This is a genomic window from Thermocatellispora tengchongensis (assembly GCF_014202315.1).
GTDB lineage: Bacteria > Actinomycetota > Actinomycetes > Streptosporangiales > Streptosporangiaceae > Thermocatellispora > Thermocatellispora tengchongensis.
Genome location: NZ_JACHGN010000005.1, coordinates 229,649 through 251,115, shown reverse-complemented (window position 1 = coordinate 251,115; position 21,467 = coordinate 229,649). Strand labels below are relative to the sequence as shown.

Sequence of the window (21,467 nt, the reverse complement as noted above, 5' to 3'; positions counted from 1 at the left end):
GCGTAATCGGCATTACTTTCCTGGTCACCGGGCTGCCAAACCTTGGTCTGATCTCATTTTGGTAATGACTGCGGCCTTACCTTGGGTGACAAAAATGGGTCTGCCGTTTTACGGGCCCAATACAGCAGACTGTGATGCGTGGGTGCATCGGTGCTGCCAAGTGGGCCGCCATCGGTAGACCAGGTGGCGGACCTCGTCGCGAAGGGAAGGGAGCGCGGAAGCGTCACGGTCGACGACGTGGCCGCCGCGCTCGACCGGTCCGAGCTGCCGTCCGACGCGCTTGAGCGTGTCGTGCGCATGCTGGCCGAACACGGAGTCGAGGTCCTCGAACCCCAGGGGGACGAGGACACCGCCCGGGTCGATGAGGAGGACGCCGGCAAGCGGGCGCCAACGAGTGATCTCGTCCGCATCTATCTGCGCGAGATCGGCAGGGTCCCGCTGCTGACCGCTGAGGAGGAGGTGGAGCTCGCCAAGTCCATCGAGGCGGGCCTGTTCGCCGAGGACAAGCTCGCCAACGGTGTCGCACGTATGGCCTTCCCGGAGTTCCGGGAACTCGTGTGGGAGGGCACGCGGGCCAAGCAGCGACTCATCGAGGCCAATCTGCGCCTCGTCGTCTCGATCGCCAAGCGATATGTCGGGCGGGGCATGCTGTTCCTGGACCTCATCCAGGAGGGCAACCTCGGTCTGATCCGGGCGGTCGAGAAATTCGACTACACCAAGGGATACAAGTTCTCCACCTACGCCACCTGGTGGATTCGCCAGGCGATCACGCGGGCCATCGCCGACCAGGCGCGTACGATCAGGATTCCGGTGCACATGGTGGAGACGATCAACAAGCTGGTGCGCGTCCAGCGCCAGCTCCACCAGGACCTCGGCCGTGAGCCCGCGCCCGAGGAGATCGCGCTGGAGATGGACCTGCCCGTGGACCGAGTGGTCGAGATCCAGCGGATCGCGCAGGAGCCGGTGTCGCTCCAGTCGCCTATCGGCGAGGAGGACTCCGACCTCGGCGACTTCATCGAGGACGCCGACGCGGTCGTGCCCATGGAGGCCGCCGCGTTCATCATGCTCCAGGACCAGCTCGACGACATCCTCGCGACACTGTCCGATCGGGAGCAGCGCATCATCCAGTTGCGCTTCGGCCTCTCCGACGGCCACCCCCGGACGCTTGAGGAGGTCGGACGCGAGTTCGGCGTGACAAGGGAGCGCATCCGCCAGATCGAGTCCAAGACCCTCGCCAAGCTGCGCCATCCGACGCGGGCCCAGATGCTGCGCGACTATCTTGACTGAGATATCAGGCTTGACGGATATGTGAGGCCGTTGGGGCCGGTCACCGGGACAACTCCGGAGACCGGCCCCGGCCCGTTCGGGCGCCGGCTGCGACGCCGCCGCAGGTGAGAGTGGGCGGGGCGGGGGTATGTACATCTGATGGAGGCGCGGCCGGCCGTGGACGACGCCGCGCTCGGGCGCGAGGCACAGGCCGTGCTCGACGCGAACTGGACGGGTGCGGGAACCGTGCCCGCCCCCGGGCTGTACCCGCACCAGTGGAGCCTGGACTCCGCGTTCGTCGCCATCGGCCTGGCACGTGCCAACCCCGCCCGGGCGCGGGCCGAGCTGCGCAACCTGTTCGCCGGGCAGTGGCGTACGGGCATGGTGCCGCACATCGTCTTCCACAGCGCCACGGGCGGATACTTCCCCGGGCCCGGCGTGTGGCGCTCGCAGGAGTGCGGCGACGCGCCCCGGGCGCTGCCCACTTCGGGGCTGACCCAGCCGCCGCTGCACGCGCTCGCGGTGCGGTGGCTGTGGCGGCACGCGCGCGACGCTGGCGAGGCGGAGGAGTTCGTACGCTGGATCTACCCCAGGCTGGTGGCGCAGCACCGCTACCTGGAGACGGCGCGCGACCTGGGCGGCGAGGGCCTGGCGGCGATCGTGCACCCCTGGGAGTCGGGCATGGACGACAGCCCGTCCTGGGACGCGCCGCTGGAGGCGCTGCCCGCCGTCCGGTATGCCTACCACCGCGAGGAGCTGCCCGACCGGCATCCCGACAACCACCACGACCGGTACGTGTGGCTGGCGCTGCGCTATCGCGACTCCGGCTACGACCCGGCCTACCTCAAGCGCGACCACCCCTTCGCCGTCGAGGACCCGCTGTTCAACGGGATCTGGGTGGCGTCCTGCGAGGCGCTGGCCGAGCTGGCCGCGGTGGTGGGGGAGGACCCGCGCCCGCAGCGCGAGCTGGCCGACCGGATCAGGCGCGCGCTCGCCGCCCGGCTGTGGGACGGCCTGTTCCACGCCCGCGACCTGCGGGCGAACCGGCTGATCCCGGTCGCCACCGTGGGGTCGTTCGGGCCGCTGCTCGACCCCGGGCTCCCGGGCGACCTGGTCACCGCGCTCGTCGCCACGCTGGAGTCGGCGCGGTTCATGGCCGCCACCGGCTACCCGGTGCCGAGCTGCGAGATCAGGGCCCCGCAGTTCGACCGGTCCCGCTACTGGCGCGGCCCGTCGTGGGTGAACACCAACTGGCTGATCCGGCACGCGGCGCTGGTGCACGGCCTGGACGAACTGGCCCACACGCTCCAGGCCGGCACCCTCAGGCTGGTACGCCAGGGCGGCTTCCGCGAGTGCTTCGACCCCTTCGACGGCAGCGGGCGCGGCTGCCGCGACTTCTCCTGGTCCGCCGCGCTGACCCTGGACTTGCTCGCCGAGGCGGCCCGGAGCGCCGATAGCGTTTAGCCATGAGATTCACGTTCGGGCGGCGGGGCCTGCCCGCCGGGGTCGAGCTGGCCAAGGGCGACCGCGCGCTCACCTACGCGAAGGCGGCGGGCGGCGGCCACGTCGTCGTCACCGACAACGCGCTCTACCTGGACGACGGCACCCGCCTGCCCTGGCACACCATCGACCGCGGCCTGTGGGACGAGGACGGCATCACGGTCATCACCACCGACGGCGGCCGGCACCGGGCCCTCCTGCCCGACCCCGGCCGGGTGCCCGAGGCGGTGCGCGAGCGGGTCACGTCCTCGATCGTGGTCAACCAGCACGTGCCGCTGCCGGGACGCGGGGGAGTGCGACTGGTGGCGCGCAGGGTCCCCGGGCAGCCGGAGCTGCTGTGGGAGTTCGTCTTCGACCAGGGGCTCGACCCGGACGACCCCGGCCTGCGCGCCCACGCCGAGCAGGCCCTGGAGGAGGTACGCCGCAGCCTCGGCGTCTGATCCCCCGCTCCAGGGCGCCCGTCACTTCGGGATGGGGGCCTCCGAAGGAGTGCCGTCGGGGTGGGGCTGATGGGCGGGATGCGGCCGCGACAGGAAGGGCACCCGGTCGCCCAGCGCGTTGGCGGCCTTGGACCTGGCCGCCTCCGTCGCCTTGGAGAACTGCGCCCCGACCAGCCCCGCCGCCTCCTGCAGCGCCGGACTGTCGGCGACCCGCTGCGCCGTCCGCTTGATCTGCTCGTAGCGCTCCCGCCCCGCCCGGCTGCCCAGGACGTAGCCCACCGCCAATCCGACGGCGAACGTCACCCGATAACGCACTGTCAACACCTCCGCCTGTCACTGGGGCCTTCCCCGCGTGGCGGCCCCCTACCCCAGGAGCGCGGTTCCATCCTGATCTACCCCGCGCCCCGACGTGGAACACGCACCCCCGGATGTGCGCTAATCTAGTTCCGCGCCGCAAGGAGCGGGCCCCCGGGCCCGAGCCGGGTGGCGTGCAGCGACGATCCCGCGTAGCTCAATCGGCAGAGCGTCCGGCTGTTAACCGGCAGGTTATAGGTTCGAGTCCTATCGCGGGAGCTGTGATCCACGCCCGTGCCCCCGGCACGGGCGTTTCGCTTTCTCCTCCCGGCGGTCGCGCGGCACTGCGCGTTCCACCGCTCCTGCTGTGGCTTCCGGGCCTGTTCCCTCCTTGGGGGACGGGGGCGCGCTGTGTACGGGCCGCTGTCGGCCCGCTGTTCGGCGTGTGCGTGGGGCGGTCGCCGTGCGACACGCCCGTGTTGCCGGGGGGCGGGTTTTTGCATGATCTTGGGGTGCCGTCTCGGCCGGTTCCCGGGGCGGCGGCTCTGACATGCGGGTTTCTGGGTTTGCGGGACAAATCAGAGAAGATCACAGAAGATGTCATATGCCACGCCTGCCGCTTTGATCCCATGCGCCGGGGGTTGCGGGGGCGTGGAGCCGCGGAAGGACCGAGTCGCAGCGGGGAGAGGGCCGCTGCGCTGAGGGCGTCTGCGCTGCCCGGAGCTGCGCCGTCGTCCGTGTGCGAACAGTGGGCGGTTGGTTACGTGCTGACCTGGCGGAGGTTCCGGCCCGTGGGGCCGGGGCCGGAGCAAGGTGTCCGGAAGGAAGAGCGGGACGGGCGGGACGGCCGTGAGGCCGGGCGGGCCTGTCCGGAGGCGGGGGAGGAGGCGTCGCTGGAGCGGGTGCTGGGTGAGGCGGGGGAGTTCCTCGCGATGTTCTACGCCGAGAATCCCGGGGCCGGGTCGATCAGGCCGCGGTTGCGGGAGGTGCGGGCGGAGGTCGCGGAGACCGGGACGTACACGCACACGCCGGAGGAGTTGGCGTTCGGGGCGCGGGTGGCCTGGCGCAACAGCAGCCGGTGCATCGGGCGGCTGTACTGGAAGTCGCTGCGGGTGCGCGACCGCAGGAAGGTGGCCACCGCCGAGGGGGTGGCGGTCGAGGCGGTGGAGCATCTGCGGGAGGCGGCGCCGCGCGGGAAGGTGCGCCCGACGATCACGGTGTTCGCGCCCGACCGGCCCGGCGCGCCGGGGCCGCGGATCTGGAACGAGCAGCTCATCAGGTACGCCGGCTACCGGATGCCCGACGGGTCGGTGCTCGGGGACCCGCGCAGTGCGGAGTTCACCACCATGCTGCTGCGGCGCGGGTGGCGGGGCGGGCCCGGTACGCCGTTCGACGTGCTGCCGCTGGTCGTGTCCGGCGCCGGCGGGCGGCCGTTGCAGTGCGCGATCCCGGGGGACGCGGTGCTGGAGGTCGGCATCGCGCATCCGGACTATCCGTGGTTCGCCCGCCTCGGGGTGCGCTGGCACGCCGTGCCCGCCATCTCGAACATGGCGCTGGAGATCGGCGGGGTGCGCTACCCGTGCGCGCCGTTCAACGGGTGGTACATGGGCACCGAGATCGGGGCGCGCAACCTGGCCGACGAGGACCGGTACGACCTGCTGCCAATCGTGGCGGAGAAGATGGGGCTGGACACCTCCACCGAACGGTCGCTGTGGCGGGACCACGCGCTGGTGGAGATCAACGTCGCGGTGCTGCACAGCTTCGACGCCGCCGGGGTCACGATCAGCGACCACCACACCGAGTCGCGCCGGTTCCTGACCCATCTGGAGCGGGAGGAGCGGGCGGGCCGGGTGTGCCCGGCCGACTGGAGCTGGATCGTGCCGCCGCTGTCGGGGTCGGCGACGCCGGTGTTCCACCGCTACTACGACGACGTGGCGCTGACCCCGCGGTTCGTGCACCACCCCGACGCGCTGCCGCCGGGACAACCCCAAGGTGATCGCGCCGGTGAGACGACTGCGATCATCTCGTGATGCTCCGCACTCTATGTCCGAGACGCGAGTCGGGCGATAGTCGCGTGTGACATATCCCGAAAAAGGAGGTCACTCGTGGGCAGGACTACCGTGCCGGCGATCTTAGGCATGGCACTGACGGCCGCCCTCCTGGCGCCCGTGCCGGCCTTGGCGACCCCGGCGGCCGCCCCCGTACGGACGACTCTGACGCCCCCAGATCCGGTGCGCGAGCGCGCCGAGGGGGAGGCCAACGGGCCCGAGCGGAACGAGCGGGCCGCCGGGCTGGGCGGCCAGGAGGGCGCCAACTGGCGTGGCGGCGGGCACCGGCCCGTGGACCGGGTCAAGGGCTACCCCCGGCAGGTCACGCTGCGGGTCCCGCCGGCGAACCCGGCCGACCGGTCGATCAAGCTCGGCCTGGTCCCGTACCACGACATCGCGGCGCGGCTGAACGACCTGCAACGGCGCAGCGACCGGGTCAGCGTCGAGGTCATCGGGCACAGCACCCAGGGGCGCGAGATGTACCTGGTCACGCTGACCGCGCCGGAGAGCGCCAAGGAGGCGGCCCGGCAGGAGACGATGCGCGAGCGGATCGAGAACGACTCCGCGCGGGCCGCCGCTGACCGCAGGCTGCCGGGGGAGTACAAGGCGCCGATCTTCGTCAACGGCAACATCCACGGCAACGAGTGGGAGGGCACCGACGCGATCCTGCGCGTCGCCGAGGAGCTGGCCACCGCCCAGGACGCCGCCACCCGGGACCTGCTGAAGAGGTCCAGGATCTACTTCAACGTCACCGCCAACCCGGACGGGCGGGTGGCGGGCCAGCGCGCCAACGGCAACGGCTTCGACCTCAACCGCGACTTCATCACCGCCTCCCAGCCGGAGGACCGGGCCATGCGCCAGGTGATGATCGACACCCAGCCGCTGGTCATGCTGGACCTGCACGGCTACGTCAACGGCACGCTGATCGAGCCCACCACGCCGCCGCACGGCCAGAACTACGAGTACGACCTGTTCATCAAGAACGCCTACCGCAACGGCCTGGGCATGGAGGCGGCGGTGCTGGCGCTGGGCTACACGCCCGAGAAGGACGGCGTGCAGCCGCCGCAGATCCCCTTCCGCGACTCGGTGGACGGCTGGGACGACTGGCCGCCGATCTTCACCCCGCAGTACGCCCCCTTCCACGGCACCGTCGCCTCGCACACGGTGGAGATCCCGCTGCGGGTCAACAACCAGTCCTACGACACCGAGACCGAGGCCGAGCTGCGCCGCCGCGCGGCGATCAACACCAATGTGGCCGCGGCGACCGTACGGGCGGCGATCTCCTTCACCCACGCCAACCGCGACTCGCTGATCGCCGACCAGATCGAGATGTTCCGGCGCGGCGCGGCCGGTGAGGCGCAGCGGACCCTGCCGATCGGCAGCATCCCCGGCTGGGGGCCCGAGGACGTCTACACCACCACCTTCCCGCGCGCCTACGTCATCCCGGCCGGGGCCGGGCAGCGTTCGGCGGTGGCCGCGGCCCGGCTGGTGGACCACCTGGTGGCCAACGACGTGAAGGTGGAGCGGATCGACCGCGATGCCGTCATCGGCGGCGTGCGCTACCCGGCGGGGTCGTACCTGGTGGACATGCACCAGCCCAAGCGCGGCCTCGCCAACGTGATGCTGGAGCCGGGGCGCGACATCAGCCCGGACGTGGAGGCGATGTACGACATCTCCGGCTGGAGCCACGCCCTGCTCTGGGGCGCCACCGTCACCCCGGTCACCGGCGACCGGCTGCCGCGCGTGCGCACGAGCCCGGTCAAGGCCGCCTGGCCGACCGGCTACGTCGCCCCGTACGGCGACCTGGCGCTGCGGCTCGACGACGGCAAGGAGGTCGCCGCGCTGAACGAGCTGCTCGCCTCGGGCGTCGCGGTCAAGCTGGCCGCGGACGGCACCGCGGTCGTCCCGGCGTCGGCGCGCGGGCAGGCCCGTACGCTGGCCGACCGGTACGGCGTCGCCTTCGCCCGCGCCGCGCAGCCCGGCGTCACCCCGCTGCGCAAGCTCGGCATCGCCGCCGCGGCGAGCGCCGACGAGCTGTTCACGCTGCGCGAGATGGGCTTCGCGGTCACCCCGGTCTCCACCGCCGTGCTGAACGCGGGCTTCGACTGGTCGGGCACGGACGTGCTGTACGTCTCCAGCGGCCTGTCGTACGCGGCGCTGAACCCCGCCGCGAGGACCGCGCTGGACGCGTTCCTGGCCCGGGGCGGTGTGATCGGCCGCGGCGCGACCGGCGCGGCGTTCAACACCGCGGCCGGGCTGCTCACCGCGACCCCGGTGGCCGGGCGCGGCGACGCCAACGGCGTGGTCAGGGTGACCGGTCCCGGCGGGGCGGCGGGGCACTCGTTCGTGTACTCGCCGCGCTGGTACACCGGGCTCGGCCCGGAGGTGAGCGTCGTGCAGTCGTACGCGACCGGCAACCCGCTCGTGGCCGGACACTGGCGGGCCGGCGGCGACGGCACGGGAGGCCCCGACGCCGCCGCCGGGCAGGCCGCGGTGATCCGCGGCGAGGACGAGCGCGGCGCGTCGGTGGTCGTGTTCGGCACCGAGCCGCTGTTCCGCAACCACCCCAAGGGCCTGTTCGGCCAGGTCGGCGGGGCGATCCACTGGGCCGCGGCGACCGCGGGCGCCCAGGTCTCCCCGTGAGTCACCGGGTCGGAACACGGCGGTAACGCGGAGGTAATCGGCCGGGGTTGCACTATCAGGGACTCACGAACCACGTGAGGCGCACCTAGGGTTCCGCCGCCGGGAGCGCGTACGGCGCTCGGCGCGACGCCGTACGGCTCCCGGCGGGCCTGGTCCGAGAGGGGCAGGCGGCCCGTGCGGGCCGCTCCACGGCGGGACAAAAGCCCGGGAGGCCGGCCGATCCCGGCTGCCTGCCGGCCGGGGCTGAGCACATCCGGAGCCCGCATGCACTGGCACCCCCGCAAGCCGTACGAGGACGCACCGCAGGACGGCCCGCTGCACGACCACTACGGTCCAGAGGCGCGCTACGCCGTGGAGCGCGAGGCCCAGATCCCCACCACCGCCTGGGAGCGCGAGGTGGCCTGGGCGCTGGAGGTCGGCCTTCCCGGCGCCGACTCCATCGTGGACCGGCGCATCCCCACCTTCTCCCGGGGCGAGCTGCCGCACTTCGCCGGGATCAACACCTTCCTCAAGGCGCCGTACGTCGAGGACGTGCGGCGCTGCGGCGAGTACGACGTCGCCGTGCTCGGCGCGCCCTTCGACGGCGGCACCACCTACCGCTCCGGCACCCGCTTCGGCCCGCAGGGCATCAGGAAGATCTCCGCCCTGTACGGCCCGTACAGCTTCGAGCTGGGCGTGGACCTGCGCGAGTCGATCACGATCGCCGACCTCGGCGACGTGTTCACCATCCCCGGCAACATCGAGAAGACCTTCGACCAGATCTCCAAGGCCGTCTCGCACGTCTACGCCAGCGGCGCGTTCCCGGTGGTGCTGGGCGGCGACCACTCCATCGGCTACCCGACCGTGCGCGGCGTCGCCGAGCACCTGACCGGCAACCTCGGGATCATCCACTTCGACCGGCACGTGGACACCCAGGAGACCGACCTCGACGAGCGCATGCACACCACGCCGTGGTTCCACGCCACCGACATCCCGAACGTGCCGCCGGCCAACCTGGTGCAGATCGGGATCGGCGGCTGGCAGGCGCCGCGTCCCGGGGTCAAGGTGGGCCGGGAGCGCGGCACCACGATCATGACGGTGACCGACTGCGTCGAGATGGGCATCGAGGCCGCGGCCGAGCGGGCCCTGGAGGTGGCCTGGCGCGACGCGGAGGCGGTGTGGCTCTCCTTCGACGTGGACTGCCTCGACGCCGCGTTCGTGCCCGGCACCGGCTGGCCGGAGCCGGGCGGGTTCCTGCCGCGCGAGGTGCTGAAGTTTATCCAGATCATCGCGGACTCCGCGCCGCTGGCCGGCATCGAGGTCGTGGAGTGCAGCCCGCCGTACGACAACGCGGAGATCACCTCGCTCATCGCCACCCGCGTCATCTGCGACACCCTCGGCTGCCTGGTCCGCTCCGGACACCTGCCCAAGAGGAAGGGAGCCTCGTCATGACGCTCCGACGCACGCTCGCCGCCGTACTGATCCTGGCCCTGGGCACCGCATGCGCCTCCACCGGGGGCGGGCAGGAGGGCTCCGCGCAGGGTGGGGACGAGGAGGCGATCACCCTCGGCTTCTCCGCCTGGCCCGGCTGGTTCCCCTGGCAGGTCGCCCAGGAGCAGGGCCTGTTCGCCAAGAACGGCGTCAAGGTGGAGCTGAAGTACTTCGACAGCTACACCGACAGCCTGACCGCGCTGGCCACCGGCAACCTGGACGCCAACAGCCAGACCCTCAACGACACGCTGGCCTCGGTGTCGGGCGGCGCGCGACAGAAGATCGTGCTGGTCAACGACAACTCCACCGGCAACGACCAGATCATCGCCAGGCCCGGGATCAGGACCGTCGCCGACCTGAAGGGCAAGACGGTGGCGGCCGAGCAGGGCACGGTGGACCACTACCTGCTGCTGCTCGCGCTGCGCAAGGCCGGGCTCAGCGAGGACGACGTCACCTTCAAGCCGCTGCTCACCGACGCCGCCGCCGCGGCGTTCAAGGCCGGCCAGGTGGACGCGGTCGGCGTGTTCGCGCCGTTCACCACCACCGCGCTGGAGCTGCCCGGCTCCACGGCCATCGCCACCTCCCGCGACTTCCCCGGCGCGATCCCGGACCACCTGGTGGTGGACGCCACGCTGGTGGCCGAGCGGCCGGAGGCGGTGCAGGCGCTGGTCAAGACGTGGTTCGACACGACCGCGTGGATCGCCGCCAACCGGGAGGCGGCAGTCGCGATCATGGCCAAGCGGGCCGGCGTGACGCCCGAGGAGTACCAGGCGTACGACGAGGGCACCACGATCTTCTCGCTGGAGGACAACCTCGCCGCGTTCGCCGACGGCACCACCGACGCCAACCTGAACCACCAGGCCGCCAACATCGCGCAGTTCCTGGTCGACTCCGGTCTCACCGACGTCAAGCCGGAGCTGGACGGCCTGTTCGAGCCGAGGTTCGTCAAAGGGCTGAAGCCGTGACCGGGGGCCGGGGACACGGCGGGGGACACGGCCGGGGTTTGCTGCCCGGCCGGGTGCAGTTCGCCGCCCACCTCGCCGGCGCGCTGACCCCGGCCCGGCCGCCCGCCGCGGCGGCGACCGGAGCCGGGCGGGAGGGCTGGGCCCCGCTGCCCCGCCGCGCGGTCCGGGCCCGCCCGTCCGGGCGCGGCCTGCCGGGGCGGGCGAAGTGGGCGCTGCGCGCGGCCTCGCTGCTCGTCCCGCTGGCCGCCTGGCTGGTGATCGGCGGCGCGCAGCTCGTCGAGGAGACGTTCCTGCCCTCGCCGGCCGCGGTGTGGGCCGCGTTCACCGAGATGCTCGCCGACGGCAGGCTGGTCTCCGACACTCTGGCCAGCCTGGGCCGGGTCGGGGCCGGGTTCGGCCTGGCCGTGCTGATCTCGGTGCCGCTCGGCTTCGTGATGGGCATGTCGGCGGCGGGGCAGGCCCTGTTCGAGCCCGGCGTCGGCCTGCTGCGCTACATGCCGGCCAGCGCGTTCATCCCGCTGCTGATCATCTGGCTGGGCCTGGGCGAGGCGTCGAAGGTGGCGATCCTGGTCATCGGGGTGGTGTTCTTCAACACGCTGATGACCGCCGACGTGGTCCGCAAGGTGCCGGGCGAGCTGCGCCAGGCGGCGGCCACGCTGGGCGCCACCTCGGGCGAGATCGTGCGCAAGGTCGTCTGGCCGCACGCGCTGCCCGGCATCCTGGACGCGATGCGGGTCAACGCCGCCGCCGCGTGGAACCTGGTCGTGGTGGCCGAGCTGGTCGCGGCCGAGTCGGGGCTCGGCTACCGGATCGTGCGGGCGCAGCGCTTCCTGCAGACCGACACGATCTTCGCGGTGCTGGTGGTGATCGGCCTGATCGGCCTGTGCATCGACGTGCTGCTGCGGGTGCTGCGCGACCGCGTGGGGAGGTGGTCGGCGTGACGCTGGCGCTGCGCGACGTCGGCAAGGAGTACGGCCGGCTGCGGGTCCTGGACGGCATCGACCTGACCGTGGCGCCCGGCGAGTTCGTGTGCATCGTCGGCGCCAGCGGGTCGGGCAAGTCCACGCTGCTGTCGCTGATCGCCGGGCTCGCACCCGCGACCCGCGGCACGGTGACGCTCGACGGCGAGCCGGTCACCGGGCCGGGGCCGGAGCGCGGGCTGGTGTTCCAGTCGGGGGCGCTGTTCCCGTTCCTCACCGTCGCGGAGAACGTCGCCTTCGGCCTGCGGCTGCTGCCGCTCCCGCGCGCCGACCGCGCCGCCCGGGTGGAGTGGTACCTGCGTGAGGTCGGCCTGCTGCCGCTGGCCGGGGCGCTGCCCAAGGAGCTGTCGGGCGGCCAGCGGCAGCGGGTGGCCATCGCCAGGGCGCTGGCCTGCGAGCCCTCGGTGCTGCTGCTGGACGAGCCGTTCGGCGCGCTGGACGTGCAGACCAAGGAGGACATGCAGCTCTTCCTGCGCCAGGTGTGGCTGGACACCGGCACCACGGTGCTCATGGTGACCCACGACGTGGAGGAGGCGGTGCTGCTGGCGCAGCGGGTGATCGTGCTCGGCTGCGACCCGGGCCGGGTGGCCGCCGAGGTGCCGGTGACGCTCCCGGCCGAGCGCCCCCTGGAGATCAAGCGTACGGCCGGGTTCCACGCGCTGCGGTCCACCGTCGAGGATCTGGTGCGGGCCAACATGTCCACCCGCTGAGCCGCCAGGGGCCGCTGTCGTAGAATTTTGTTCGGCCGACGGCGGAAGGGTGGCTGGGATGTCCGAGCTGGTGCTGTCCGAGATCGAGCAGGGTGTGCTCACGCTCACCTTCAACCGCCCCGAGCGGCTGAACGCGTGGACCGAGGAGATGGGCCGGCGCTACTTCGACCTGCTGGAGCAGGCCGACGCCGACCCCGAGGTCCGCGCGATCGTGGTGACCGGCGCGGGCAAGGGCTTCTGCGCCGGCGCCGACTTCCAGACCCTCACCGCGCTGCAGTCGGGCGAGTACACCGCCGTGCCGGACAAGCGCCCCAACACCTTCCCGATCAGCCTGCGCAAGCCGGTCGTCGCGGCGGTCAACGGCGCGTGCGCCGGGCTCGGCATGGTGCACGCGCTGGTGTGCGACGTGGTGTTCACCGCCGCCGACGCCAAGTGGACCACCGCGTTCGCCCGGCGCGGGCTGATCGCGGAGTACGGCCTGTCCTGGCTGATCCCGCGCCTGGCCGGGCAGGCGCGGGCCATGGACCTGCTGCTGTCCGGCCGCACCTTCACCGGGCAGGAGGCGTACGAGCTGGGCCTGGCCTCGCGGGCCGTGCCGGGCGACGGCGTGCTCGCCGAGGCCGTCGCGTACGCCCGCGAGCTGGCCGCCTTCAGCTCCCCGGCCTCGATGGCGGTGATGAAGCGCCAGATCTGGGGCGACTGGAACGAGACCCTCGACGCCGCCCACTCCACCGCGATCCGGCTGATGCTCGAATCGTTCGGCCGCCCCGACTTCGCCGAGGGCGTCGCCAGCTTCATGGAGCGCCGCCCGCCGCGCTTCCCCCCGCTCTAGCCGAACCGGTCGTCTGCGGCGGCGCTAGGCGATCCTGCGGGCGCCCGCCGCCGGGGTGGCCGGCAGGAAGCGCGGGGCCTTCCAGCCGCGCTCGGCGTACGCCGCGGCCACCGACTCGCGCACCGAGCCGGCCTTCTCGTCGGCGACCAGCGCGATGGCCGAGCCGCCGAAGCCGCCGCCCGTCATTCGCGCGCCGCGCGCCCCGCCCCGGAACGCCGCCTCCACCGCGAGGTCGAGCTCCGGGCTGGAGACCTCGTACTGGTCGCGCAGCGACAGGTGGGAGGCGTTGAGCAGGGCGCCGATCTCGCCGATCGCGCCCGCGCGCAGCAGCCCGATCACCGCCTCGACCCGGTGGTTCTCGGTGACGACGTGCTGGGTGCGCTTGCGCTCGTCGCCGCTGAGCCGCGACAGCGCGGCGGCCAGGTCGGTCACGTCGCGCAGGGAGGCCACGCCCAGGTGCTTGGCGGCGCGCTCGCAGTCGGCGCGGCGCAGGGCGTACTGGCCGTCGGCCAGCTCGTGGTGCACGCCGGTGTCGATGATCAGGATCTGCATGCCGTGCGCGGCCAGGTCGAGCGGGATGCCGCGCGAGGCCAGGCTGCGGCAGTCGAGGAACAGCGCCTTGCCCTCCTCGCTCAGCGCCGACGCCGCCTGGTCCATGATCCCGCACGGCATGCCGACGAAGTCGTTCTCGGCCCGTTGCGCCAGCAGGGCGAGGTCCATGCGGGGCAGCCCGAGGCCGTACAGCTCGTCGAGCGCGACCGCCACCGAGACCTCCAGCGCGGCGCTGGAGGACAGCCCGGCGCCCTGCGGCACGTCGCCGTCGAGGACGATGTCGGCGCCGCCCACGTCGTGCCCGGCCTCGCGCAGCGCCCACAGCACGCCCACGGCGTACCGGGCCCAGCCCTGGGCCCGGTCCAGGTCCTCGATGAGCAGCGGCTCGCCGGGCGCCTGGAGCGACAGCAGCCGCACCGAGCGGTCGGCGCGCGGCGACACCGCCGCCGTCACCCCCCACGGGACCGCGAACGGCAGCACGAAGCCGTCGTTGTAGTCGGTGTGCTCCCCGATCAGGTTGACCCGCCCCGGCGCGTGCCACACTCCCTGCGGCGCGGCGCCGTACGCCTCACGGAAAGCCTCAATAACGCGCATGATCGCACACTCCTCAACATCGCGGCCCTGACGTAGGTTAGCGTGCTGTGGACCATTTGACGCTGCGGCCCGTGCGCGACGAGCGCCTCGGCCGAGTGCGCCTGCTGCTCAAGCGCGACGACCTGATCGACCCCGAGATCACCGGCAACAAGTGGCGCAAGCTCCGGTACAACCTGCCCGAGGTCCGCACCGGCACGATCCTGACCTTCGGCGGGGCGTACTCCGGCCACATCCGGGCGGTGGCCGCGGCGGGGCGGCGCCACGGGCTCGCCACCATCGGGGTGATCCGCGGCGAGGAGCACCTGCCGCTCAACCCCACCCTCGCGTACGCCCGCGCCTGCGGCATGCGCCTGGCCTACCTCGACCGGGCGGCGTACCGGCTCAAGCACACCCCCGAGGTGATCGACCGGCTGCGCGCGGAGCACGGCCCGTTCGACCTGCTGCCCGAGGGCGGCAGCAACGCGGCGGCCGTGCGCGGGTGCGCCGAGCTGCCGGGCGAGATCACCGAGCCGTACGACGTGATCTGCTGCCCGGTGGGCACCGGCGGCACCCTGGCCGGCATCGCGGCCGGGCTGCCGCCGGGGCGGCGGGCGCTGGGGTTCGCGGTGCTCAAGGGCGGCGGCTTCCTCGCCGGCGAGGTCGCCAGGCTGCAGCGGGAGGCGTACGGCGAGGTGCGCGGCACCTGGGACATCGCGCTGGACCACCACTTCGGCGGCTACGCCAAGGTGCCGCCCGAGCTGGACGCCTTCGCCCGCGACTTCGAGGACCGCCACGGGCTCGCCGTGGAGCGGATCTACGTGGCCAAGATGCTGTACGGCGTCTATGCGATGGCCGCCTCCGGTGCGCTCGCGCCCGGCACCACCGTGGTCGCCGTGATCACCGGACCGGCTCAGTTCTCCTCGCCCGTCGTCGCGTGCGCCTCTCCGACCGGCTTGGACTCCGGCGAGGCCCGCTGCCGCAGGTAGATCGACAACACCACCATCGACGCCACCGCCAGCATCTCCGACTGCCAGTTCTGGAAGGTCCGGCTCCAGAACTCCGCCGACCCCAGGTACTGCCCCCAGCTCACCGGGTCCTGCAGCCGGCTCAGCCGCTCGGCGTTGTACGCCGCCGTGCCCGCCACCGACTGCCCCAGCCAGGACAGCACGAAGATCAGGCCCATCACCAGGCCGAGCGAGTTGGCGTACACGCTGCGCCGCCACCCGTACCCCCGGGCCCAGCCCGGGGACTCCTCGTGGGCGTACGCGCCCATCTGCTGCTGTTCCTCCGACTCGTCGCCGATGTCCTTGATCCGCTTGGACTCCGGCGAGCCGCGCTGCACCAGCCAGACCGTGACCACGATGAACAGCAGGAACTGCAGGTACTCCGACTGCCAGTTCTCCGCCACGTCCACGGCGAAGTCCGAGGAGCCGACGTAGGACAGCAGGGGGATCGGGTCGCCCCCGTCGGTGAGCTGCTGCTCGTTGTACCGGGCCTGTCCGGCCAGCGCCTGTCCGAGCAGCGACAGCAGGAACGCGCCGAGGAAGAACAGCGTCAGCCCGTTGTCCCGCAGAAATCTCTTCACTTCGCCCCTCCTACCTGTGCAGCAGTCCGATGACGAAGAAGAAGACCAGCCCGATGGCGATGATGACCAATGTGAGCGCGAAGACCGCGCGCATGCCGCTCACGCCTCCACCTCGCAGTCGTACGGCCGGGGCGGATCCGGCCGGCACCCCGCGGCCCTGATCCGCCACCCGTCGGCGTACCGGTGCAGGAACACCGTGTCCCCGGCCATCCGCACCTGCGCCTCGTCACCCCACACGGCCACCTCGCGCACCGCCCCACCGGCCGGCAATCCCAGCCCGGCCAGCGCCCGGTCACACGGCTCCTCCTCCGCCACCTTCTCCGCCGCCTGCCGCGCGAGCAGCGCACACGCCTCCCCGGCCCGCCCTTCCGCGAGCGCCGCGAAGAACCGCTCCGTCACAGCCCGCGGCGGCCCCGCCTCGGCCGCCACCCCACATCCGGCGCCCCCGAGCACCACGCAGGCCACCAGGCACGCCATTAACGTCACCCTCATGGGAGGGCACTACCCGAGATCGCCCCTCCCATGAGCCCGCCGGAACGAGAAGCCCCTCGCCAAGCTCGCCCATGAGCAGGGCAAAGGCGAGCAGGGCGAAGGCGAGCAGGGCGAAGGCCCTCGCAATGTCTCGGCGTCCGTTCGGCGCGGGATGACCTGGAGCTACAACCGACGCAGTAGCTGCATGGCGTCCTTCTCGATGCGCGAAAGGTCATGGAGCAGGACGCGGGCCCGCTCCAGATACCCCGCGTCGCCGCTCTCTCCAGCCTTCGCGATCAAGGTGGCCACGTCCGTCCACAGGATGGCGGCCTCGCCGTACAGCTTGTGACCGGCGCGGAGGTCGCTGTCGTCGATCAGTTGGACGCACTCGCCGAGGAAGTCGCGATAGAGGGCGCGGAACAGGGCACCACCGGTGCCGGCCTTCTCCATGAGGAGGGCGGCCTGCGGTAGGTCCTGCCGCGGGTCGCCGGCGCGCAGCAGCCATTTGGGCACCTGCGCGGCGGCCTTCTCGATGCCGCGGTGGCCCAGGTTCGCGATCGGAGCGGCCAGGAAGGCGTCGGCGCAGTCCTTGATGGCGGGGATGATCTGGTCCTGCCAGCAGGGCGAGCGCTCCGGCAGGGTGATGGTGAAAGATCGGTTTTTGGCGGTCATCGGGCCGCGTTCGGCCCGCGCCATGGCCAAGGCGGCCCTGCCGGCACGCACCGCCCCTCCCTGCTGTCCGGTGTCCACGAGGTAGGCGTCGTGCTCGTCGTAGCCGTACATGGCGACGATGTGGCCGCCGAAGTGCACCTTGGCCCGGAAGTGCTCCAGGTGGTAGCAGTCGAGCTGAAGGCCGACCGGCCGGCCGGCGTCGATGTGGGCGGCCACGTTCTCCCACGCCTTGCGCGGCGAGGTGGTCTCCTCGACCAGTAATGTCAGCCCGAGCCTGGCGGCCAGGTTCCTGGTGAGGTCGAAGGGCTTGACGCGGCCCCCGAGAAAGGGGAACGCCATGCCCTTGCCGTCCCAATAGATGAAGGACAGGCCCGAGCCCAGCCCGAACAGCATCGGCTCGGACAGATCGAGTCCTTCATGCCGTAAGAGCACCCCCAGCGCCGTCGTCTCGCAGTGCTGCATGCCGCGAGCCTCGATGTCCTTCACGATGGTCATACGTCTCTCGCCTCGCTACTTCCCTGACCGGCCACCAGGATCGAAAGGACAGGATCGTCAGGAGCAGCATGAGCCCTCCCACAGGGGGAGAGTCCAGCCGGGATCGACGCACCCGCCGTGGATGCGGAGCCCTGCTGTGACCGTACCGAGCGAAACGAGGGGCAGCGCGAGGGACCACGCGCTTCGCCTGGACTCGCCGCGGTGAGGGCGTCAGGCGGGGATGGCGGGTTGGGGGGTGGACGGGGTGGGGGACGGGGGGACGTAGCCGGGGGCCACGCCGTGCTCGGCCAGCCATTCGCGCAGGCCGGCGATGGCGGTGGGGTCGGCGGCGACCTTGGCGGCGTACTGGGACAGGCTGACCTCCTCGCCGTCGGTGTAGAGCAGGCGGGCGGGGCCGGACCAGGACAGGGTCCAGCGGGCGTGGCCGTGCTGGATGAGCACGGCCTCCAGGGCCTGGCCGAGCACGCCGGCCAGGAGGGTGTCGGTGGGGTTCCAGCCGAGCTGCCGCAGCTCGTGCTCCAGGGCGTCGCGCCGGCCCCGGGCGATGGCCTCGAAGGCGGCGTCCAGGTACGGCAGCGGGGTGCCCATGACGCGCTGACCGGCCACGGACAGGTCGTACAGGGCCTCGGCGTTGCGCAGGGCGTACATGCCGTGGGCGATCATGTCCTCCCAGGAGACCGGGCGGAGCCGGGCGATGGCCTCGGGGGTCCAGATCGTGTTCTCCACCGCGCCCGCCGCGATGGCCGGGTCGGCGAGCAGGGCGATGGCCGGCCGCGGGTCGGGCGCGTGCTGCGGGTCCGGGAGCTGGGCGATGGCCGCCAGCCGCTCCTCCAGCGCGGGGTGCGAGTCGTACGGCGAGGTCTCCCGCGGCCGTTCGCTCGCCCTGGCCAGCTCGGCCTGGCGCGCGGGGTCGGAGACCAAGGCGTGGAACCCGGCCATGATCTGCGCCGGGCGGTTGCCGCCCGCGCCCGCCAGGCTCATGTAGCCGTCCATGAACAACTGCCAGCCCAGCGCGGTGGTGTGGATCTTGCGCAGCGCGTTCGCCATGGCGTCCCTGCCCGCGATGGCCACCGCGAACCGGTCGGCCTCCAGCTCCTGCCGCCGCGAGACGGCCTGCGAGATGCGCAGGTACAGCTTGGCGTACCAGAAGAACACCCGCTGGATCACCGGATGGTTGCCGAGCCCCTGCACGGTGGCCAGCAGCGAGACCCGGCCCCGGTAGACCGGGGCGCCCAGCCGGGTGTGCGCCCCGCTGTAGTGGCCCAGCTCGTGCCCGAGCACCGCGCGCATCTCGTCCACGGTGAGGGTCTGCAGCAGCGGCAGCCCGATGTACATCCTGCGCTTGGTCGCGCGCAGGCCGAGCAGGCTGGTGTCCTCCGCCACCGCCGCGTTCACCTCGGCGACGAGCCGGATCTCGTCCGGCGGCGAGGTGCGCACCACCTGGGCCAGATCCTCCACCGTGCGCCACAGCTCCGGCTCGTGCCCGCGCTCGACCGCGACCCCCGGCTCCTCGCCCTTGGTGCGGCGGCTCACGGTCCACAGCGCCCGTACGAGGGCGAGCGCGGCCAGGGTGAGCACGATCGCCACCTGCAGCCCGCGCGAGTGGAAGTCGATGAACAGGTACACGTCGAAGAACGCGGCGGCCGCCAGGACGATCCCCACCAGCACGTAGAAACCGGCGAGCAGGGCGAAGGCCAGGGCGGCCCGGAACGCGGTGGTCATGGGCGGAGGGCTCCATGGTGAGGGGTCATATCGGGTAAAGACCCTAGTGGAGCCGGGCGCCCCAGATTTCCCCATCGAAACCAGCAGATGCCGCAAATCCCACGGAAGCCCGCCCGCCGGCGGCACGCACCACGACCCCGGTGGTCACGCGCCGCAACAGAGGGCGGCCACCTGCTGCTCGGCGTCGGTGCGGGCGACCTCCACGACCTCGCGCATCGCCTCCTCCGCCTTGCGGTGGTGGTGACGCCGGATGGCCACGGCGACCCGCTCGTGCGCGGGCAGGGTCTCCTTGTTGTGGCTGATCGCGCGGGTGTGCACCTGGCGCACCGAGCGCAGCGCGATGCTGATCATCTCGTAGATGTGCAGCAGCAGGTCGTTGCCGGCGGCGGCGAACACCGCGCGGTGGAAGGACAGGTCGGCCTCGATGAAGGCGTCGGCGTCGTCGGCGGTGGCGTACAGGGCGGCCATGGCCTCGTCGATGCGGCGGACGGCGTCGGCGTCGGCGCGCTCGGCGGCCACCCGGGCCGCGCCCGGCTCCAGGGCCACCCGCAGGTCGGCCAGCAGCCGCACGTCCTCGGGGCGGGGGTCGGGGACGAACCGCCAGCCCAGCACGTCGGGGTCGAGCAGGCTCCACGACGAGCGGGGCCGCACCCGGGTGCCGGCGCTGGTACGGCTCTCCAACAGACCCTTGCCGGCCAGCACCTTCACGCCCTCGCGCACGGCCGAGCGGCCCACGCCCAGCTCGGCCACGAGCTGCTCCTCGGTCGGCAGCGGGTCGCCCGGGGCCAGCTCGCCGGTGACGATCCTCTGGCCGAGCACACGCGCGACGCGCGCGTGCCGCGCTCCGCCGCCGGGGGAGCCTTCGGGATTGGGGCGGGTGGCCACGCGGTCTCCTCGGGGTCAGGGACGGGGGTGGCCCGGCGCCGCCGCGACGGCACCGGGCGTACGCATCCCATCACATCAGACCGGACGCCCACATCGGACCGCGCGTCACATCAGACCGCACGCCACACAGGAGCGGAGGTCCGCATCGGGCCGGGCGCCCCCTTGGGCCGGACGCCCTCTCGGGCGGGGCGCCCGTGGGGCGGAGGTCCGCGTCGGGCCGGGCGCCCGGATCGGGCCAGAAGCCCGCGTGCGTCGAGCCGGGCGCCCCCTTGGGCCGGGCGCCCTCTCGGGCGGGGCGCCCGTGGGGCGGAGGTCCGCGTCGGGACGGGCGCCCGGATCGGGCCAGAGGCCCGCGTGCGTCGGGCCGGGCGCCCGTGGGGCGGAGGTCGGCGTCGGAGTGGCGTGCCTCAGACGCCGACCTCCAGCATCTTCTCCTCCACGAACCGCTTGGCGGCCGGGGCCTCGTCCTCGGTGACGTGCTCGATGATCACGGTCATGTTGGGGTGCTGCTTCGCCAGCAGCTCGAAGAACAGCGGGTAGTTCAGCGCGCCCTGGCCGGGGCCGTGCAGCTCCATCGCGCCGACGCCGCGGAAGGACAGGTACTCGGCCGCGCCGGTGTCGGCGTGCTTCTCCCCGGTGTCGGTCGCCCGTGCCACGTCCTTGGCGTGCGCGATGCGCACTTTGTCGCCCAGCTCGGCGAACATGCGGCGCAGCACGCCGTCCATGTCGTCGATGTTGTGGTCCTCGTAGTAGTTCGTCGGGTCCATGACCAGGCCCAGGTGCGGGCTGTCGATGTCGCGGAACAGCCGCAGCGTGGCGTCGATGGAGCCGATCACGTTGTTGACGTAGGTCTCCACGCAGAAGACCGCGTCGTGCGCGCGGGCCTCCTCCACCAGCTCGCCCACCACGTCCAGGCACTCGGCGTACCCGGCCTCGGTGGTGTTGCGCGGGTGCGGCGCCCAGTCGCTGTCGGTGTTGAACGTGCCGGTCTCGCTGATCACGTACGGCGTGCCCAGGCCGCGGCCGTTCCTGATCAGCGACTTCAGCCGCTCGTTGCGCCGCTTACGCTCGTCGGGGTCGGGGTGGACGATGTTGGTGTATCCCGAGACGCTCACGATCGGCAGGTCGTGCCGCCGGTAGGTGTCGCGGATCTCGGCGCACTGCTTGTCGGTCAGCGCCGCCTCGGCGAACGCCGGGTCGCTGAAGTCGAGGTCGAACTGCACCGCGTTGAACCCGTGCGCGCGGATTCGCCGTGCCGCCTCGTCGAGATCGTGCTGGTAGATGCCGGAGAAGATGCCGACCTGGAGCACGGTGAACCTCCTGCTGGACGATTGATGCGGGGAAACGATGCGGGGGAAACGATG

The 21,467-nt window shown here is 72.3% G+C and carries 19 protein-coding genes and 1 tRNA gene; 12 read left to right on the top strand and 8 right to left on the bottom strand.

What is annotated here, in order from left to right; all coding sequences use genetic code 11:
- Positions 1 to 183 precede the first annotated feature (183 nt).
- The 3 genes from rpoD to HNP84_RS13260 all read left to right on the top strand — a co-directional run bounded on the left by rpoD (position 184) and on the right by HNP84_RS13260 (position 3,206).
- Entirely contained in the window at positions 184 to 1,287 is a 1,104-nt protein-coding gene (gene rpoD / locus HNP84_RS13270; RefSeq protein ID WP_312924663.1) for an RNA polymerase sigma factor RpoD, read from the top strand.
- 138 nt (positions 1,288 to 1,425) lie between these two features.
- Complete coding sequence (locus HNP84_RS13265; protein ID WP_185049967.1) at positions 1,426 to 2,730, top strand: amylo-alpha-1,6-glucosidase; 1,305 nt, start codon at positions 1,426 to 1,428, stop codon at positions 2,728 to 2,730.
- Positions 2,731 to 2,732: 2 nt separating this feature from the next.
- On the top strand, positions 2,733 to 3,206 hold the full coding sequence (locus HNP84_RS13260; protein ID WP_185049966.1) for a hypothetical protein: 474 nt from the start codon (positions 2,733 to 2,735) through the stop codon (positions 3,204 to 3,206).
- Positions 3,207 to 3,227: 21 nt separating this feature from the next.
- On the opposite strand, the gene HNP84_RS52870 is transcribed toward HNP84_RS13260, so the two are convergent.
- On the bottom strand, positions 3,228 to 3,521 hold the full coding sequence (locus HNP84_RS52870; protein ID WP_312924661.1) for a YtxH domain-containing protein: 294 nt from the start codon (positions 3,519 to 3,521) through the stop codon (positions 3,228 to 3,230).
- A gap of 185 nt (positions 3,522 to 3,706) precedes the next feature.
- Between HNP84_RS52870 and HNP84_RS13250 the strand changes: the two genes are divergently transcribed.
- The 8 genes from HNP84_RS13250 to HNP84_RS13215 all read left to right on the top strand — a co-directional run bounded on the left by HNP84_RS13250 (position 3,707) and on the right by HNP84_RS13215 (position 13,148).
- Positions 3,707 to 3,779, top strand: a tRNA-Asn gene (locus HNP84_RS13250).
- Positions 3,780 to 4,264: 485 nt separating this feature from the next.
- Positions 4,265 to 5,530 (top strand): nitric oxide synthase oxygenase, encoded by a 1,266-nt coding sequence (locus HNP84_RS13245; RefSeq protein ID WP_312924660.1) that lies wholly within the window; start codon positions 4,265 to 4,267, stop codon positions 5,528 to 5,530.
- A gap of 108 nt (positions 5,531 to 5,638) precedes the next feature.
- Positions 5,639 to 8,191: a M14 family zinc carboxypeptidase gene (locus HNP84_RS13240; protein WP_185049965.1), complete on the top strand. Its 2,553-nt coding sequence runs from the start codon at positions 5,639 to 5,641 to the stop codon at positions 8,189 to 8,191.
- A gap of 264 nt (positions 8,192 to 8,455) precedes the next feature.
- On the top strand, positions 8,456 to 9,622 hold the full coding sequence (locus tag HNP84_RS13235) for an agmatinase family protein (protein WP_185049964.1): 1,167 nt from the start codon (positions 8,456 to 8,458) through the stop codon (positions 9,620 to 9,622).
- A complete protein-coding gene (locus tag HNP84_RS13230) occupies positions 9,619 to 10,626 on the top strand; it encodes an ABC transporter substrate-binding protein (RefSeq protein WP_185049963.1) in 1,008 nt (335 codons plus the stop codon). The genes HNP84_RS13235 and HNP84_RS13230 overlap by 4 nt, the downstream gene beginning before the upstream one ends.
- A complete protein-coding gene (locus HNP84_RS56015) occupies positions 10,623 to 11,567 on the top strand; it encodes an ABC transporter permease (RefSeq protein ID WP_221336215.1) in 945 nt (314 codons plus the stop codon). The genes HNP84_RS13230 and HNP84_RS56015 overlap by 4 nt, the downstream gene beginning before the upstream one ends.
- Positions 11,564 to 12,316, top strand: a complete 753-nt coding sequence (locus tag HNP84_RS13220; RefSeq protein WP_185049962.1) for an ABC transporter ATP-binding protein — start codon at positions 11,564 to 11,566, stop codon at positions 12,314 to 12,316. The genes HNP84_RS56015 and HNP84_RS13220 overlap by 4 nt, the downstream gene beginning before the upstream one ends.
- A gap of 58 nt (positions 12,317 to 12,374) precedes the next feature.
- Positions 12,375 to 13,148 (top strand): enoyl-CoA hydratase-related protein, encoded by a 774-nt coding sequence (locus HNP84_RS13215; RefSeq protein WP_185049961.1) that lies wholly within the window; start codon positions 12,375 to 12,377, stop codon positions 13,146 to 13,148.
- A 24-nt stretch (positions 13,149 to 13,172) separates the two neighbouring features.
- Here the strand turns inward: HNP84_RS13215 and galK are convergent, their stop codons facing one another.
- Positions 13,173 to 14,294 (bottom strand): galactokinase, encoded by a 1,122-nt coding sequence (galK, locus tag HNP84_RS13210; protein ID WP_185049960.1) that lies wholly within the window; start codon positions 14,292 to 14,294, stop codon positions 13,173 to 13,175.
- Positions 14,295 to 14,341: 47 nt separating this feature from the next.
- Between galK and HNP84_RS13205 the strand changes: the two genes are divergently transcribed.
- Positions 14,342 to 15,259 carry a 1-aminocyclopropane-1-carboxylate deaminase/D-cysteine desulfhydrase gene (locus tag HNP84_RS13205; protein ID WP_185049959.1) on the top strand — a complete coding sequence of 306 codons (918 nt, stop codon included), beginning with the start codon at positions 14,342 to 14,344 and terminating at the stop codon, positions 15,257 to 15,259.
- Here the strand turns inward: HNP84_RS13205 and HNP84_RS13200 are convergent.
- The 6 genes from HNP84_RS13200 to HNP84_RS13175 all read right to left on the bottom strand — a co-directional run bounded on the left by HNP84_RS13200 (position 15,184) and on the right by HNP84_RS13175 (position 21,413).
- A complete protein-coding gene (locus HNP84_RS13200; protein ID WP_185049958.1) occupies positions 15,184 to 15,858 on the bottom strand; it encodes a DUF6766 family protein in 675 nt (224 codons plus the stop codon). The genes HNP84_RS13205 and HNP84_RS13200 overlap by 76 nt on opposite strands.
- A gap of 99 nt (positions 15,859 to 15,957) precedes the next feature.
- Positions 15,958 to 16,350, bottom strand: a complete 393-nt coding sequence (locus HNP84_RS13195; protein WP_221336214.1) for a hypothetical protein — start codon at positions 16,348 to 16,350, stop codon at positions 15,958 to 15,960.
- Between the two features lie 162 nt (positions 16,351 to 16,512).
- Complete coding sequence (locus HNP84_RS13190) at positions 16,513 to 17,496, bottom strand: BtrH N-terminal domain-containing protein (RefSeq protein ID WP_185049957.1); 984 nt, start codon at positions 17,494 to 17,496, stop codon at positions 16,513 to 16,515.
- Positions 17,497 to 17,706: 210 nt separating this feature from the next.
- Positions 17,707 to 19,218: a M48 family metallopeptidase gene (locus HNP84_RS13185; RefSeq protein ID WP_185049956.1), complete on the bottom strand. Its 1,512-nt coding sequence runs from the start codon at positions 19,216 to 19,218 to the stop codon at positions 17,707 to 17,709.
- Between the two features lie 144 nt (positions 19,219 to 19,362).
- Positions 19,363 to 20,103 (bottom strand): FadR/GntR family transcriptional regulator, encoded by a 741-nt coding sequence (locus HNP84_RS13180; protein ID WP_185049955.1) that lies wholly within the window; start codon positions 20,101 to 20,103, stop codon positions 19,363 to 19,365.
- Positions 20,104 to 20,510: 407 nt separating this feature from the next.
- Complete coding sequence (locus tag HNP84_RS13175; RefSeq protein ID WP_185049954.1) at positions 20,511 to 21,413, bottom strand: sugar phosphate isomerase/epimerase family protein; 903 nt, start codon at positions 21,411 to 21,413, stop codon at positions 20,511 to 20,513.
- Positions 21,414 to 21,467: the final 54 nt, after the last annotated feature.

Excerpts from the sequence above, each read along its gene's own strand:
- HNP84_RS13265 (WP_185049967.1), top strand. The coding sequence starts at position 1,426 with ATGGAGGCGCGGCCGGCCGTGGACGACGCCGCGCTCGGGCGCGAGGCA.
- HNP84_RS13260 (WP_185049966.1), top strand. The coding sequence starts at position 2,733 with ATGAGATTCACGTTCGGGCGGCGGGGCCTGCCCGCCGGGGTCGAGCTG.
- HNP84_RS13240 (WP_185049965.1), top strand. The coding sequence starts at position 5,639 with ATGGCACTGACGGCCGCCCTCCTGGCGCCCGTGCCGGCCTTGGCGACC.
- HNP84_RS13235 (WP_185049964.1), top strand. The coding sequence starts at position 8,456 with ATGCACTGGCACCCCCGCAAGCCGTACGAGGACGCACCGCAGGACGGC.
- HNP84_RS13230 (WP_185049963.1), top strand. The coding sequence starts at position 9,619 with ATGACGCTCCGACGCACGCTCGCCGCCGTACTGATCCTGGCCCTGGGC.
- HNP84_RS13215 (WP_185049961.1), top strand. The coding sequence starts at position 12,375 with ATGTCCGAGCTGGTGCTGTCCGAGATCGAGCAGGGTGTGCTCACGCTC.
- galK (WP_185049960.1), bottom strand. The coding sequence starts at position 14,294 with ATGCGCGTTATTGAGGCTTTCCGTGAGGCGTACGGCGCCGCGCCGCAG.
- HNP84_RS13195 (WP_221336214.1), bottom strand. The coding sequence starts at position 16,350 with ATGAGGGTGACGTTAATGGCGTGCCTGGTGGCCTGCGTGGTGCTCGGG.
- HNP84_RS13190 (WP_185049957.1), bottom strand. The coding sequence starts at position 17,496 with ATGACCATCGTGAAGGACATCGAGGCTCGCGGCATGCAGCACTGCGAG.
- HNP84_RS13185 (WP_185049956.1), bottom strand. The coding sequence starts at position 19,218 with ATGACCACCGCGTTCCGGGCCGCCCTGGCCTTCGCCCTGCTCGCCGGT.